This window comes from Bacillus sp. 220_BSPC (assembly GCF_001054655.1).
GTDB classification, from domain to species: Bacteria; Bacillota; Bacilli; order Bacillales; family DSM-1321; genus Peribacillus; species Peribacillus frigoritolerans.
Map to the genome: position 1 here is coordinate 15,734 of NZ_JVPL01000176.1, position 15,332 is coordinate 31,065.

Consider the following 15,332-nt stretch of genomic DNA (forward strand, 5'->3'; position numbering starts at 1 on the left):
GGTGCCTCTTTTGCATTTAATCGTTCCTTGCCTGCTAACTTGAGATAAACCTAATTTTTCTGCAATTAATAGGCATGGAGGCTACATTTTTGATAGAATAGGAGGTAACTGACCAGAACGAAATATGACAAAATTTTGATTACTTTTGAGGATGGTGGAAAGAAATTGACAACGGATTGGCTGATTGCATGCTTAATGGGATTAGGGAAACTTTTCCTTCACCCCTTGCTTTATGTTTCGATTGCCTATTGCTTATTCATCGGCTATCTTCGCGTTAAACGGGAACGACATGATTTTACTACGAAGATCTACAGTTTTTCCATGGAGCTGCGTTCCATGCTGCCTCAAGGATTGATAGGGGGATTGATCCTTTCCTTCCTCACGCTGGCAACCGGACTCGCCATTCCTTTGGCGGCAATGCCCATCATGGCAGTGGTTACGGTATTGGCCATGCTATCCATGAAAAAGAGGTTTGTTTCCCCTGTTTATACAATGGGGCTCACATTCTTTATCCTGTTCTTTTTATATGATAGAGATATCGAGCTGACGTTATTTCAGGATGCCCTTAATCAACTGGATCGGTCCGTTTATCCGACACTTGTTATTTTAATGGGGTTATTACTGATTGCTGAAGGGTTTTTGATTGTTGCTAATGGAAGTAAAAAGGTCTCTCCTCACTTGGAGGTATCCAAGAGGGGGCAGCCGATAGGTGTGTATGTTTCACAGAGAGTCTGGCTAATTCCCATGTTCGTTATGATTCCTGGAGGACAACTTCCAGCGCCTTTCGAATGGTATCCGGTTTTTACAATAGGGGACATGTCCCTGTCGCCGATCGTACTGCCCATTTTAATCGGCTTTAAGCAAAAAGTTCATGGGACGCTCCCGGAACTGGCCATTAAGGCGCAAGGCAAAAAGGTAGGGGCATTGGGAATCGTGATTACGGTATTGGCTGCAGCTGGTTACTGGTACCCTCCATTGGCAATCATAACGGTTGTTTTGGCAATCCTTGGCCGTGAATTCCTGCATCATTCCCAAAAGGCAATGGATCGAAAGCTTCCTTTTTATTTTTCGAAAAGTAAGCTGGGCGTCCAGATCTTAGGCGTTATCCCTCAATCTCCGGCAGATAAAATGGGGTTGCAAAAAGGCGAGGTCATTTCGAAAATAAATGGTGTCGTCGTCAGGGAAGAAGAAGAGTTATACAGGGCGTTACAAATAAACCGGGCCCATTGCAAGCTCGAGGTCATCGATAATAATGAACAGATTCGTTTTGTGCAAAGAGCTCTATTTGACGGGGAGCATTACGAACTGGGCCTCTTGTTCGTTGACGATCAATTGAAGGAAAGCGGACAAGTGGGTTAATGACATAAAATAAAAGGCCTTTCTCGAATTATATCGAGAAAGGCCTTTTTCATTGGAAACGTGTTATTACTTTTCAAGCATGATTTTTTCTATATCTTCCAGCATTTTATTAGCTGCAATTACTCCGCCAGCTGTATTCCATGTTGCGTCGCTAACCTCATGGGCATTTCCGTTTTTGACTGCATCAAGGTTTTTCCAAAGTGGATCATTCGTCCATTCTTTTGCTGTGCTTAGGGCTTGTTTGTCGCCTTCAGGAGCGTAAGTGAAGTAGAAGAGAATATCTCCATCCATTTTAGGGATGACTTCTTTTCCAACCTCAATGGCAAGGTTGCCTAATTTATTATCTGCAGTGAAAAGTTCCTTCTGTTGTTCTGCACGTTTAAATCCTAATTGATCGAAAATCACTCCAGAGAATGAATCTGTGTAATAAATACGAGTAGTTCCGGCCATGAAACGAACGATGGAAACTTCTTGATTTACTTTATCACCCAATTTAGCTTTAAGATCTTCAGTGTTTTTATCGAATTCCGCAATTACATCGTTACCTTTTTCTTCAAGGTTCAAGGCTTTTGCATATAGTTTGAAGTTTTCTTTCCAATCTCCTCTTAGCGTTTCCGAGAGAACGGTAGGGGCGATTGCATTTAATTTATCATAAACAGCTTCTTGGCGTATCTTGCTTCCGATAATCAAGTCAGGCTTCAGTGATGCGATTTTCTCTAAATTAACTTCATGTTCAACACCAACAACTTCGACCCCATCCATATCTTCTTTAATATGGTCGTACCAAGGATCACCAAGCCATGATTGAACGGCACCAACAGGTTTAATTCCTAAAGCGATCAATGCTTCAGTACCTTCATTTGTTAAAACGACGACTCTTTTAGGCGTTTCTTTCAACTTGGCAGTGCCCATGGCATGCTCAATTGTGTAGCTTTTCTCCTCTTTCTTGTCTTCAGCTTTATTTCCATCGGCCTTTTCATCCGAATTCCCGCAAGCTGCTAGAAGGAAGACTGCAAATATTGTAAAAATGGTTAATAAAGACTTAAATCTAAACATCTATGTATCCCTCCCAATTTGTCAGCAAATGATAATCATTCGCACTTAACAGCATCATCATAAAATGAATATACTTTTCTGTCAATATATAATTGAAAATGATTCTCAAATTCGTTGACATAATCCTGTTAACGCCAGTACAATTGAGTTAAATACTGATATACAAACGTGATTGGAAAGGTAACTGGATATGTTATTAAAAAATACATGGCAGAAATGGATGGGGCTGTTCATTACCATTCTTTTGCTGCTGTTTTTACTGTGCTCAAGCATTGTATACGGTTATACGGATACAACATGGAAAATGGCCATCGATGCTTTTACCGATTTCAATGGGACGAATGAACACATTGTCATTCAATCAGTCAGACTTCCGCGTGCCCTGATCGCTTCGGCCATCGGTGCAAGTTTAGCCATCTCCGGGGTTTTGATGCAAACGCTAACTAAAAACCCCCTCGCCTCTCCAGATATATTCGGGGTCAACGCCGGGGCGGGATTGGCGGTGGTCACTGGTGTCACCGTTTTTGGGGTAAGCAATCTTCAAGTATTCACATGGCTGTCATTCCTAGGGGCCGCCATCGCCGCGATAAGCATATTTATGATTGGAAGCATGGGACGCGGCGGCTTGACACCGATGAAGCTGACATTGGCAGGTGCAGCCATGACGGCGATGGTAGCCTCCCTTACACAAGGTCTTCTTGTTTCTAATGAGGCTCTTTTAGAGCAAGTCCTATTCTGGCTTGCCGGATCCGTTTCCGGTAGAAGTCTGGACAATTTAGTTGCCGTCCTGCCTTATCTTGTCGTAGGCTGGGCCCTTGCCTTGATCATGTCCGGTAAAATGAATGTGTTATCCATGGGTGAAGATGTTGCAAAAGGTCTTGGACTGAATATAGCATTCCTTAAACTGGTCCTGGGGCTGGCAATCATCCTGCTCTCTGGCGGATCAGTAGCGGTTGCGGGTCCGATTGGCTTTATAGGAATCGTCGTTCCGCATCTTACCCGTTCTATAGTTGGCATCGATCATCGCTGGTTGATTCCCTTCTCTGGACTTTTCGGGGCGGTGCTTTTGATTGCAGCCGATGTCATATCCAGGTATATCCTGATGCCTCGAGAAGTTCCGGTTGGAGTCATGACAGCCATTATCGGGACCCCATTCTTTATTTATATAGCTAGAAAGGGGTTCAGCGGTCGATGAAGTCATATAAGAGCTTTCGTTTGTTTAATGAAAAAATATCATTCTTGATGGATAAAAAAGCCATGATCGTGATTTTCATATTATTTTTAGTCACTTCACTAGTGTTTGTAGTCAGTACTGGAGTGGGTGAAATGAATATAAATCCGCTAAGTGTTCTCCAGGTCTTCATCGGAGGGGGGACGGAGAGTGACCGGCTTATTATCCAATCTTTCCGCCTGCCTAGAATAATTGTTGCCCTGTTGGTAGGGATGGGCCTTGCTGTAGCTGGGGGAATCCTTCAAGGGATGATTCGAAATCCACTTGCTTCGCCAGATATCTTGGGGATAACGGGAGGAGCGACTGTAGCGGTCGTTGGATTCTTGGCCATTTTTAGCGATAAGAACCATTCATTAACGGTGAGCATCAATTGGCTGCCGTTAGCTGCCTTCATTGGGGCGACAGTCGTGGCCTTACTCGTTTATTCATTAGCCTGGAAAAATGGGGTTCCCCCGATCAGGCTTGTGTTGATCGGGATTGGGGTGATGGCTTTAATGAAGGCGCTCACTACGATGATGATGATTCTTGGCCCCGTCTATCAAGCGAGCCAGGCAAACCTTTGGATCACCGGGTCAGTGTCCACCTCCACCTGGAATAATATCGCTGTACTGGCACCATGGACGATTCTATTCCTGTTAATCGCCTTCCTGTATGCCAGGAATATTAATTTACAGGAGCTGGGGGATGACCTGGCAACGGGACTTGGGGGACATGTCCAAAAACAGCGGTTTACATTATTGATGATCAGTACGGCCTTGATTGGCGGTTCCACAGCTTTTGCTGGGGGAATAGGATTTGTGGGATTAATGGCACCGCACATGGCCAGAAGGCTGGTTGGTTCTAGTTTTGGAGTGTTACTGCCCACCTCGGCCTTGCTTGGCGGCATCCTGGTTATGGTGGCGGATTTGATTGGACGGACCTTATTCTCACCTTTGGAAATACCGGCTGGTGTCTTCACAGCGAGCATCGGGGCACCTTACTTCATTTATTTACTATATAAAACGAGGAATTCGTAATTCCGGTACATGCAAAAAAAAAGCAGCCATCCTAGGGATGGCTGCTTCTTTATTTCTTTAAGCTTCTTTAGCTGCTTCGATTTCGATGGTAAGCGTGATTTGATCGCCGATCAGTACGCCGCCTGTTTCTAATGCCGCGTTATATGTTAGACCATAATCACTGCGTTTGACTTTCCCTTTTCCGCTGAAGCCTGCTTTTTCATTTCCCCATGGATCTTTCCCTTGGCCTTCAAAGGTGATGTTGAAAGTTTCTTCTTGTGTGACTCCGTTAAGAGTCACATTTCCAGTTACATCGTATTCATCTTCATCCGTTTTCACGATTTTTGTTGATTTGAATGTTAATGTAGGGTTTTTTTCTACATCAAAGAAGTCAGCGGAACGCAAGTGATTGTCCCTGTCTGCATTGCGTGTGTCGATACTCGCCACATCAACGGTAAAATCAATCTCTGCAGTCGTTAGATCCGATGGGTTTGCTAGAATGCTTGCCTCGAACTTATTAAAACTTCCTTTTACTTTAGCGATCATCATATGTTTTACGGAAAATTCAATAGCGCTGTGAGTCGGGTCGACTATCCATTTTGTATTTGTCATATTTATTCCTCCTGATTATTAATCTTGAATTTATATATCTTTAATTTGAGATATCTTAACTTAATGTAATTATAAGAGCTGAAAGCAATAGTGTCAACTGAAAGTTTTCCTAAATTTTGAAAAGATGAAAAACCCTGTGCATTTATGGGGCACAAGGTCTTCAGACTGTAGACAAACTTGATGAAAATCTAGTTTATCTCAGTTTTTATGAAGGTTTATAAAACTCGAAGAATGATGATTTCAACTCCAGGCACTCGCTTTCCGCGGGCGGTCCGGAAGCCTCCTCGCCGCGCTTTTCCCGCAGGAGTCTCGCACCTTCCGTTACAATCGGCTTTGTTTTGAAATTTTAGGTAAAAACCCTTTTGTCTACAAACTCAAACCCTATGCATTTATGGGGCACAGGGTTTTTAATGAAGAAGGGTAAAGCGGACAACTTTATTAATTGGCCTGTTCTTTCTCTTCTTGGTTGGTCACTTTCCCCGGCCAAAAGGCACGGCTGCCAAGGAGGGAGGTGATTGCAGGAACAAGGAACGGGCGCACAATGAATGTGTCCATTAACACACCAAGGGCGGTAATGAGCCCGAATTGGACCAATACTTGAATCGGAAGTGTGGCTAGAACGGAAAAAGTGGCTGCCAAGATTATTCCGGCGGAGGTTATGACACCGCTAGTTTCGGCAACGCCCTTTCTGATGGCCTGCTTGATTGGCATCGTTTCTTTCTTACGCCAAATGCTTGAAACCATGAAAATGTTATAATCTTCTCCAAGTGCGACAAGGAATACGAAAGAATAAAGTGGAATTGTCCCCTCTATCGCATCGACACCCATGAAATAGTGCAGGATTATCCAACCTAAGCCCATAGCTGCAAAGAATGAGAGAATGACTGTCCCCATTAAATACACCATGGCTGTCACAGATCGCAAGTAAGCTAAAAGGAGCAAGGAAATCAGGACGATGATGATCGGGATGATCATGAATTCATCGGATTTGACGGTATCCCTTTTATCGAATTGAGTCGCAGTCTGCCCGCCAACCCAAACCTTTTCATCAACGGAAGATATATTGGCGGCCTTCAATTCTTTCTCCGCCATTGTGCGGATTTCCGGAATGGAATCTATGGCCTCGATATCATATGGGTTGATGTTGAATGTGACCTCATAGGATTGCAGATCTTTATTCGATTTACTTGTGACTGGATCGGCAACAGTTTCAACAATATCCATCCCTTTTAATGCCGGTGCTAAATCAATTTCTTCACCATCCGTATCGACAACCACTGTCGCCGGTGCCAGTTCGCCCGGTGAGTACGAGTCGGAAATGACAGAATAGCCTTCACGGGAGTTCATATCTTCAGGGAAGGAAGAGAGAATATCATATGAATATTTTATTTGTGAAGAATATCCAGCTAAAACACTGAAGATGATCAGGCATGTAAGAATGACCGTCCATGGCTTGGTTGTGACGATATGGCCAATCCAGTTACCGATGTGGCCTTCTTTATGCTTTTTGACGGCTTTTCCCTTTTTCTTGGCCCATGCTTCTTCCATTTCAGGTGTACGCGGGACGATTGGGAAGAAGGAAGCCCTTCCGAATACAGAAAGCAATGCCGGTACAAGTGTTAAAGCTGCCACCATCATGATTAATATCGACAAGCTGAATGGTACAGCGAAACGGTGGTAGGCTCCGTATTTGGCTACAAGCAAAGTTAGCAGGGAGATAACGATCGTTAGCCCGCTCATCGCAATGGCGCCTGATGAATCTTTAAATGCGGCGATCATGGCTTTCCGTTTGCTTTCATGATTCCTTAATTCACTTCTATAGTGAGAAATTAAAAATAGACAATAATCCGTCCCGGCACCGAATAATAATACGGTCATGATTGAAATGGCCTGTGAATCGACTGTAATCCAACCATGATCTGCCATGAAGCCAAGGATCGGGCTTGTGACAATATAGGAGAAGCCTACTCCGATTAAAGGAATTATGGCTAAAAGCGGAGAGCGGTAAATGAGTAATAATACGACAAGTACAAGTATTACTGTCGCTAAAAGCAATTTGAAATCAGCACCTGAAAATAAACCCGTTGCATCGACTGATATCCCTACAGGGCCTGTCACTCGAAGGGATAATTCATCTGAATCGGTCGGGACATTGAATGGGTCCGTTCCAATGCGCTCCGTTACTGCTTCATTAATGCTTTCAAGATTTTTTTCGAGAATTTCAGTCTCGGTATTTTCTTTAAAGAAAAGCGGCTGTACGAAAGTCGTTCCATCTTCTGAAACCGATCCTTTAAGAGCAGGCAACGGAATTTCATGAAGCGGCGGTAAGAAAGATTGCTGTGTCAATGGATTATCTGTCAGTTCCTTGGAAAGATACTGGATTTCAGCCAAGTCGGCCTCTGTCAGTCCACCTTCCCGATGCCATGTAAGCAGGGCAGGTATTCCAGAGGAATTTGGAAACTCTTCTTTAATAAGTTCATCAGCCACGACAGAAGGCGAGTCTTCAGGCAAGTCTGAGGCATTATTTGCTGTTCGATCATTAACGGCAGGCAATGTAAAGGTTAATGCGATTGCTGCAATTATCCATGCGGCAATGACAACCCAACGACTGGTTTTTCCGGTCATCATCCTGCCAAGTCTTCCTATTATTGATTCGTCCAATGAAGGCACCCCGCTTTTTAAATTTTTTATCCTCATTTCATTATAGTGGTGTGATGTTGACTTATACAAAAATGGGTATGCTCACTCCGACTACTAAATGCTTCAAGTCGTTAATGGCATGAAAATAGGCTCATCTATATATAGGGGAAAAGTACTTATTTACCTAATTTCAATTAAATTTTGAAGATTGAAGAGTTAAATATAGGGAATGGGGGAAAGTATAGTAGTATTGTGGCTTTTATTAACAAAGGAGGGATTTTTTTGTCTGATAAATCCAAAAAAACAAATGATGAAACGAATGAAACATTAACGAACAGGCAAGGACACCCGGTAACGAATAACCAGAGTCTGAGAACTGTAGGGAACAGAGGTCCTAGTACACTTGAGAACTATGATTTTTTGGAAAAGATCAGCCACTTCGATAGGGAGCGCATCCCTGAACGGGTTGTACATGCCCGCGGTGCAGGTGCGCATGGTTATTTCGTTCCGACCGGTAAAGCGGGGGACGAGCCGATTTCAAAATATACGAGAGCGAAGGTTTTTCAGGAAGAAGGTAAAAAAACCCCGGTATTCGTGAGATTTTCATCTGTTATTCATGGAGGGACGTCCCCGGAAACGTTACGTGACCCAAGGGGATTTGCCGTTAAATTTTATACGGAAGATGGAAACTGGGATCTTGTAGGCAATAACCTGAAAATTTTCTTTATCCGTGATGCCATGAAATTCCCGGATTTGATTCATGCCTTCAAACCGGATCCGGTCACGAATATTCAGGACGGCAGGAGGATTTTCGATTTTTGCTCAAGTTCGCCTGAAACATTCCATATGGTTACCTTTGTGTTTTCCCCATGGGGCATCCCAGCTAACTACCGCATGATGCAAGGATCAGGGGTCAATACTTATAAATGGGTGAATGAGGAAGGGAAAGCAGTGCTCGTCAAGTATCATTGGGAACCGAAACAAGGGATCAAGAACCTGACGCAGCAAGAGGCCAATGAAATTCAAGCTACGAATTTCAATCATGCCACACAGGATCTATATGAAGCGATTGAACGCGGGGACTATCCTGAATGGGATCTCAACGTACAGATCATGAGTGATGATGATCATCCTGAGTTGGATTTCGATCCGCTGGATGATACGAAGATCTGGCCGAAAGATGAGTTCCCATGGCTGCATGTCGGTACGATGGTATTGAATAAAAACCCTGAAGACTATTTCACTGAAGTCGAACAGGCTGCATTCGGTACCGGTGTCCTAGTTGATGGACTGGATTTTTCTGATGACAAGATGTTACAGGGACGTACATTCTCTTATTCCGATACACAGCGTCACCGTGTTGGCGCGAATTATTTGCAACTGCCGATCAATGCTCCAAAGAAACGAACTGCCACGAATCAGACTGGCGGACAGATGCAATATGAAGTTGGCAGAGGCAGCCAAAGCCCCCACATCAACTACGAACCATCCACTGTTGGCGGCTTGAAGGAAGCCAATCAAACGGGTAAAGAGTATACACCTATGGTGGAAGGGAAACTTGTCCGTGAGACAATCGATCGCCAAAACAATACGAAACAGGCCGGGGAAACGTTCCGGGAATTCGAGGATTGGGAAAAAGACGATTTAATTTCCAATTTAGTGGCGGCATTGGCTCCTGCCGACAAGCGCATTCAGGAAAAAATGATAGCACTTGCCGAAGAGGCCGATGAAGAGTATGGCCGCAGGTTGAAAGAGGGACTGTCCGCGGCATCTGAACATACGGAATCTTCAAAACCACTGGGTGGGACGGATAACCCTGAGGACGCCGTTAGAAAAGGGCATGAAGCGGATCCATATTGATTGAACTGAAAAGAAGCAAACTTCCTTATAAAGGGGTTTGCCTCTTTTTTTTATTGGGCATAATTGATGGATGTGTGATACTCTTCCAAGGATGCCTTGAAAATCAAGCAGGAAATTGATTGGCAAAAAACTTCATAATCATTTAAACTGAAACTACTCTATTTTTCTCTTATAAAGGAGATGAAAAAATGATTAAAATTCTTTCTGCCCTTTTCCTTCCTTGTCTACTTGTCATGCTATTTTCAAGAGTCACCTATAACAATGTCGTAGGCCTTGTTTTAACTGTTGCCTTGATTACAGCTTCCGCATATAAAGGTTATACGCATACAAACTTATTGATCATCGTCGATGCCTTATCCCTGACAGTGGGTTTTTGGTTATCAAAAAGAATGATGAAACGTACATCTAAGAGCGCCTGACATCAAAGGTGCTTTTTTTGTACTCAAACTTGTCATTCCCCTCAACACATCATGAAGTTCATTAAAACAAAAAAACGAATGGATGTTCGCTTATTGCTGGTTTGTTTTCAGGCTATTGTGGTAGAATGTGTATATATGCTTTATTAAGCCGGAATAAATAGAAGGGATATAGGCATGTCCCGTTTTCATATAAAAATATTTCAATAGGAGGCCATGCTTGGTGAAGGATAAGTTTGAGTTAGTCTCAAAATACTCTCCTCAAGGAGATCAGCCGGCAGCAATTGAAATGCTGGTCGAAGGGATTAAGGAAGGCAAGGAAATGCAGACGCTATTGGGGGCAACGGGTACAGGAAAAACGTTCACCGTTTCCAATGTGATCCAAAAGATCAATAAACCGACTCTTGTCATTGCCCACAATAAAACGTTGGCAGGGCAGCTTTACAGTGAGTTCAAAGAGTTCTTCCCTAATAATGCGGTCGAATACTTCGTTAGCTATTATGATTACTACCAGCCAGAGGCTTATGTTCCATCCACGGATACATTCATCGAAAAAGATGCAAGCATCAATGATGAAATCGATAAACTGCGTCACTCGGCCACATCATCTTTGTTCGAAAGGAAAGATGTCATCATCATTGCCAGTGTTTCGTGCATATATGGACTCGGTTCTCCTGAAGAGTACCGGGAGATGGTCGTTTCCCTCCGAACAGGCATGGAAATAGACCGGAATGCCTTGCTGCACAGACTCGTGGACATTCAATATGAGAGGAATGATATTGCTTTCCAACGGGGGACCTTCCGCGTTCGCGGCGACGTCGTCGAAATTTTCCCGGCCTCCCGTGATGAACATTGTGTGCGGGTCGAGTTTTTCGGGGATGAGATTGACCGTATCCGTGAAGTCGATGCCCTGACCGGTGAAATTACCGGTGAACGGGAACATATTGCCATTTTCCCGGCTTCCCACTTCGTAACCCGCGAAGAGAAAATGCGGATAGCCATTCAAAATATCGAAACGGAACTGGAAGAGAGACTGAAGGAATTAAGGGAAGATGAAAAGCTTCTTGAAGCACAGCGCTTGGAGCAGCGGACCCGCTATGATTTGGAAATGATGCGGGAAATGGGCTTTTGTTCAGGGATAGAGAACTATTCCCGCCATTTAACCCTTCGTCCCTCAGGTGCGACACCATACACTTTAATGGACTACTTTCCAGAGGACTTCCTATTGGTCGTGGATGAATCACATGTAACCCTTTCGCAAATCCGCGGAATGTTCAATGGAGATCAGGCGCGAAAGCAAGTGCTCGTCGACCATGGCTTCCGTCTGCCGTCTGCGAAAGATAACCGCCCGCTAAGATTTGAAGAATTTGAAAAAAAGGTCCATCAATCCATATTCGTTTCGGCAACTCCGGGACCATATGAACTCGAACATACGCCAGAAATGGTTCAGCAAATCATCCGTCCTACCGGATTGCTGGATCCGACGGTAGAAGTGCGGCCGATTGAAGGGCAGATAGATGACCTGATCGGTGAAATACAGGAGCGCGTCAAAAAGAACGAGCGTGTGCTCATAACGACCTTGACGAAAAAGATGTCTGAAGATTTAACTGATTATTTAAAGGAAATCGGCATCAAGGTCCAATATCTTCATTCGGAAGTGAAGACCTTGGAAAGGATAGAAATCATCCGGGAACTCCGAATGGGCAAATATGATGTACTCGTTGGAATCAACCTTTTACGGGAAGGCCTGGATATTCCGGAAGTGTCGTTGGTGACCATTCTGGATGCCGATAAGGAAGGGTTCCTTCGCTCGGAACGTTCGCTTATTCAAACGATGGGCCGTGCAGCCCGTAATGCCAACGGCCATGTCATCATGTATGCAGACCGCATCACGAATTCGATGGAACTTGCCATCAATGAAACGAGGCGGCGCCGTGAAATCCAGGAGAAGTATAATGAAGAGCATGGAATAATGCCTCAAACCATTCAAAAGGATATCCGTGACTCCATAAGGGCGACGCATGTAGCCGAAGAAGGCGAAGAGTATAAGGAAGATCTTGCACCAAGCCTTGCTAAGCTCCCTAAAAAAGAGCGTTTAAAAGTGATGGCAAGCATGGAAAAAGAAATGAAGGAAGCGGCAAAGGCACTGGACTTCGAGCGAGCTGCCGAGCTGCGTGATTTATTACTAGAGTTAAAAGCGGAAGGGTGACGAAACATGGCAATGGATAAAATTGTGATAAAAGGCGCCAGGGCCAACAATTTAAAGAATATTGATATCACGATACCGAGAGACAAACTTGTTGTGCTGACCGGATTATCCGGATCTGGAAAGTCTTCCTTGGCTTTTGATACGATTTATGCAGAAGGGCAAAGACGTTATGTAGAATCACTGTCCGCTTATGCTCGTCAATTCTTAGGCCAAGTGGATAAACCGGATGTCGATGCGATCGAAGGTTTGTCACCAGCCATTTCCATAGACCAGAAAACGACCAGTCGGAATCCTCGTTCAACCGTAGGGACTGTTACGGAGATCTATGATTATTTAAGGCTGTTATTTGCACGGGTCGGCAGGCCGACCTGTCCGATCCATAATATTGAAATCACCTCACAAACGATCGAACAAATGGTGGACCGCATTCTTGATTACCCTGAGAGAACCAAGCTTCAGGTATTGGCACCGCTCGTCTCAGGCAGAAAAGGGACACATGCGAAAGTTTTGGAGGATGTTAAGAAACAAGGTTATGTCCGCATTCGTGTGAACGGGGAAATGCATGATCTCAGTGAGGAAATCACTCTCGAAAAAAATAAGAAACATTCGATTGAAGTCATCATTGACCGGATCGTCATTAAAGAGGGGATCATGGCCAGGCTTGCAGATTCATTGGAAAGTGCTTTGCAGCTTGGCGAAGGCAAAGTCATCATTGACGTAATGGGTGAGGAAGAGCTGCTTTTCAGTGAACATCATGCTTGTCCATACTGCGGATTTTCGATTGAAGAGTTAGAGCCGAGGATGTTTTCCTTCAATAGCCCGTTCGGGGCCTGCCCGGATTGTGATGGCTTGGGGGCGAGGCTTGAGGTGGACCGTGATCTGGTCATCCCGAATAACGAATTAAGCCTCCGTCAACATGCGATTGCGCCATGGGAGCCGACGAGTTCTCAATATTATCCTCAGCTCCTTGAAGCGGTGGCCAACCATTATGGAATAGATATGGATGTGCCCGTTAAAGATTTACCGGAAGAGAAGATGGATAAGGTCTTGCTTGGTTCAGGTAAAGATAAGATATATTTCCGTTATAAAAATGATTTTGGAAGAGTGCAAGAAGGATATATTCCTTTTGAAGGAGTTTTAAGAAACATCGAAAGGCGCTTCAAGGAGACGAGTTCAGACTATATTCGTGAGCAAATGCAGAAATACATGTCAGAACATCACTGTCCAACCTGTAAGGGTCATCGATTGAAGAAAGAGAGTCTTTCCGTGCTCATTCAAGGGGTCCATATAAGTCAAACGACAGCTTTATCAGTGGAAGATGCGTTGGTATTTTTCGATGAGCTTGATTTGACTGAAAAGGAAGCGGCAATTGCGAGATTGATTTTACGTGAAATTCGTGAGCGGCTCGGTTTCCTGGCCAATGTAGGTTTGGAATATTTGACGTTGAGCAGGGCAGCGGGAACATTATCCGGCGGTGAAGCGCAGCGTATAAGATTGGCGACGCAGATCGGTTCCCGTTTAACGGGAGTCCTCTATATTTTGGATGAACCTTCAATAGGGCTGCATCAGAGGGATAACGATCGATTGATCGAAACATTGAAGAATATGCGAGAAATCGGGAACACCCTGATTGTTGTCGAGCATGATGAAGATACGATGATTGCTGCGGATTATTTAATCGATGTTGGTCCAGGAGCTGGAGCGCATGGAGGAGAAATAGTGGCCGCTGGTACTCCGGAAGAGGTCATGAATGATCCTAAATCCTTAACGGGTCAATATTTGGCAGGGAAGAAATTCATTCCATTGCCATTGGAACGCCGGAAAAATGATGGCCGTGTCATTGAGATAAAAGGTGCCAAGGAAAATAATCTGAAAAACGTTAATGTCAAATTCCCGCTTGGGGTCTTCACAGCCGTTACAGGAGTCTCCGGTTCAGGGAAAAGTACTTTAGTGAATGAGATCCTCCATAAATCTTTGGCTCAAAAGCTGAATCGGGCAAAAGCCAGACCAGGCGATTTCCGCGAGATTAAGGGAGTTGAGCATTTAGATAAGGTCATTGATATTGACCAATCACCAATTGGCAGGACCCCACGATCGAATCCAGCTACCTATACGGGTGTATTCGATGATGTTCGTGACGTATTTGCCTCGACTAATGAAGCGAAGATACGCGGTTATAAAAAGGGCAGGTTCAGTTTCAATGTGAAGGGCGGCCGCTGTGAAGCATGCCGTGGTGATGGCATTATCAAGATTGAAATGCATTTTCTCCCAGACGTATATGTCCCATGTGAAATCTGTCATGGTAAGCGTTATAACCGGGAAACACTTGAAGTGAAATATAAAGGGAAAAACATATCCGACATCCTCGATATGACAGTCGAGGAAGGCGTTAGTTTCTTTGAAAATATCCCAAAAATCAAACGGAAGCTACAAACGATTTATGACGTTGGTTTGGGTTACATCAAGCTTGGACAGCCTGCCACGACTTTATCAGGCGGTGAAGCGCAAAGGGTGAAACTCGCTTCTGAATTGCATCGCCGTTCCACTGGGCGCTCATTTTATATCTTGGATGAACCGACGACCGGACTTCATGTCCACGATATAGCAAGGCTGCTCCAGGTGCTGCAGCGGCTGGTTGACAATGGGGATACAGTTTTGGTGATCGAGCATAATCTGGATGTCATCAAGACGGCGGACCATATTATTGACCTGGGACCGGAAGGCGGAGATAAGGGCGGTACGATCGTCACTTATGGAACACCTGAAAAAATATGTGAAGTTTCTGAATCGTATACGGGAAAATACTTAAAACCTGTACTTACCCGTGATCAAATTCGTATGGAAAATTGGATTGAAGAAAAAGAAACAGAGCATGAACATGCTTAAAAGAACAAGCCATCAGGCTTGTTTCAGTTTGTAGACAAAAGGGGTTCGGAATTAAAAAATTCTGAACC

10 protein-coding genes are annotated in these 15,332 nt (G+C 44.2%); 7 read left to right on the plus strand and 3 right to left on the minus strand.

Going from position 1 to position 15,332, the window contains the following annotated elements; genetic code table 11:
• Window positions 1-165 precede the first annotated feature (165 nt).
• Window positions 166-1,359 (plus strand): PDZ domain-containing protein, encoded by a 1,194-nt coding sequence (locus ADA55_RS11995; protein ID WP_048684095.1) that lies wholly within the window; start codon window positions 166-168, stop codon window positions 1,357-1,359.
• A 66-nt stretch (window positions 1,360-1,425) separates the two neighbouring features.
• Here ADA55_RS11995 and ADA55_RS12000 read toward each other — a convergent pair whose 3' ends face one another.
• On the minus strand, window positions 1,426-2,415 hold the full coding sequence (locus ADA55_RS12000; protein ID WP_048684066.1) for an ABC transporter substrate-binding protein: 990 nt from the start codon (window positions 2,413-2,415) through the stop codon (window positions 1,426-1,428).
• Window positions 2,416-2,605: 190 nt separating this feature from the next.
• On the opposite strand from ADA55_RS12000, the gene ADA55_RS12005 reads away from it, so the two are divergent.
• Together ADA55_RS12005 and ADA55_RS12010 are read left to right on the plus strand one after the other, a co-directional pair.
• Window positions 2,606-3,610: a FecCD family ABC transporter permease gene (locus ADA55_RS12005; protein ID WP_048684069.1), complete on the plus strand. Its 1,005-nt coding sequence runs from the start codon at window positions 2,606-2,608 to the stop codon at window positions 3,608-3,610.
• On the plus strand, window positions 3,607-4,662 hold the full coding sequence (locus ADA55_RS12010; protein ID WP_048684072.1) for a FecCD family ABC transporter permease: 1,056 nt from the start codon (window positions 3,607-3,609) through the stop codon (window positions 4,660-4,662). Before ADA55_RS12005 ends, ADA55_RS12010 begins: the two co-directional genes overlap by 4 nt.
• A gap of 57 nt (window positions 4,663-4,719) precedes the next feature.
• On the opposite strand, the gene ADA55_RS12015 is transcribed toward ADA55_RS12010, so the two are convergent.
• Both ADA55_RS12015 and ADA55_RS12020 read right to left on the minus strand, forming a co-directional pair.
• A complete protein-coding gene (locus ADA55_RS12015; RefSeq protein ID WP_048684074.1) occupies window positions 4,720-5,253 on the minus strand; it encodes a YceI family protein in 534 nt (177 codons plus the stop codon).
• Between the two features lie 438 nt (window positions 5,254-5,691).
• Entirely contained in the window at window positions 5,692-7,914 is a 2,223-nt protein-coding gene (locus ADA55_RS12020; RefSeq protein WP_082162849.1) for an MMPL family transporter, read from the minus strand.
• A 255-nt stretch (window positions 7,915-8,169) separates the two neighbouring features.
• Here ADA55_RS12020 and ADA55_RS12025 point away from each other — a divergent pair, with 255 nt between their 5' ends.
• From ADA55_RS12025 to uvrA, 4 genes are all read left to right on the plus strand, one after another.
• Complete coding sequence (locus ADA55_RS12025; RefSeq protein WP_105718808.1) at window positions 8,170-9,753, plus strand: catalase; 1,584 nt, start codon at window positions 8,170-8,172, stop codon at window positions 9,751-9,753.
• A gap of 188 nt (window positions 9,754-9,941) precedes the next feature.
• The gene (locus tag ADA55_RS12030; RefSeq protein WP_034309928.1) at window positions 9,942-10,172 is read left to right on the plus strand and encodes a CsbA family protein; all 231 of its coding nucleotides are present in this window, start codon (window positions 9,942-9,944) and stop codon (window positions 10,170-10,172) included.
• Between the two features lie 220 nt (window positions 10,173-10,392).
• On the plus strand, window positions 10,393-12,378 hold the full coding sequence (gene uvrB / locus ADA55_RS12035) for an excinuclease ABC subunit UvrB (protein ID WP_048684098.1): 1,986 nt from the start codon (window positions 10,393-10,395) through the stop codon (window positions 12,376-12,378).
• A gap of 6 nt (window positions 12,379-12,384) precedes the next feature.
• On the plus strand, window positions 12,385-15,264 hold the full coding sequence (gene uvrA, locus ADA55_RS12040) for an excinuclease ABC subunit UvrA (protein ID WP_048684084.1): 2,880 nt from the start codon (window positions 12,385-12,387) through the stop codon (window positions 15,262-15,264).
• The last annotated feature ends 68 nt before the right edge of the window (window positions 15,265-15,332 follow it).

Excerpts from the sequence above, each read along its gene's own strand:
- ADA55_RS12030 (WP_034309928.1), top strand. The coding sequence starts at position 9,942 with ATGATTAAAATTCTTTCTGCCCTTTTCCTTCCTTGTCTACTTGTCATG.
- ADA55_RS12005 (WP_048684069.1), top strand. The coding sequence starts at position 2,606 with ATGTTATTAAAAAATACATGGCAGAAATGGATGGGGCTGTTCATTACC.
- ADA55_RS12010 (WP_048684072.1), top strand. The coding sequence starts at position 3,607 with ATGAAGTCATATAAGAGCTTTCGTTTGTTTAATGAAAAAATATCATTC.
- ADA55_RS12000 (WP_048684066.1), bottom strand. The coding sequence starts at position 2,415 with ATGTTTAGATTTAAGTCTTTATTAACCATTTTTACAATATTTGCAGTC.
- ADA55_RS12015 (WP_048684074.1), bottom strand. The coding sequence starts at position 5,253 with ATGACAAATACAAAATGGATAGTCGACCCGACTCACAGCGCTATTGAA.
- uvrA (WP_048684084.1), top strand. The coding sequence starts at position 12,385 with ATGGCAATGGATAAAATTGTGATAAAAGGCGCCAGGGCCAACAATTTA.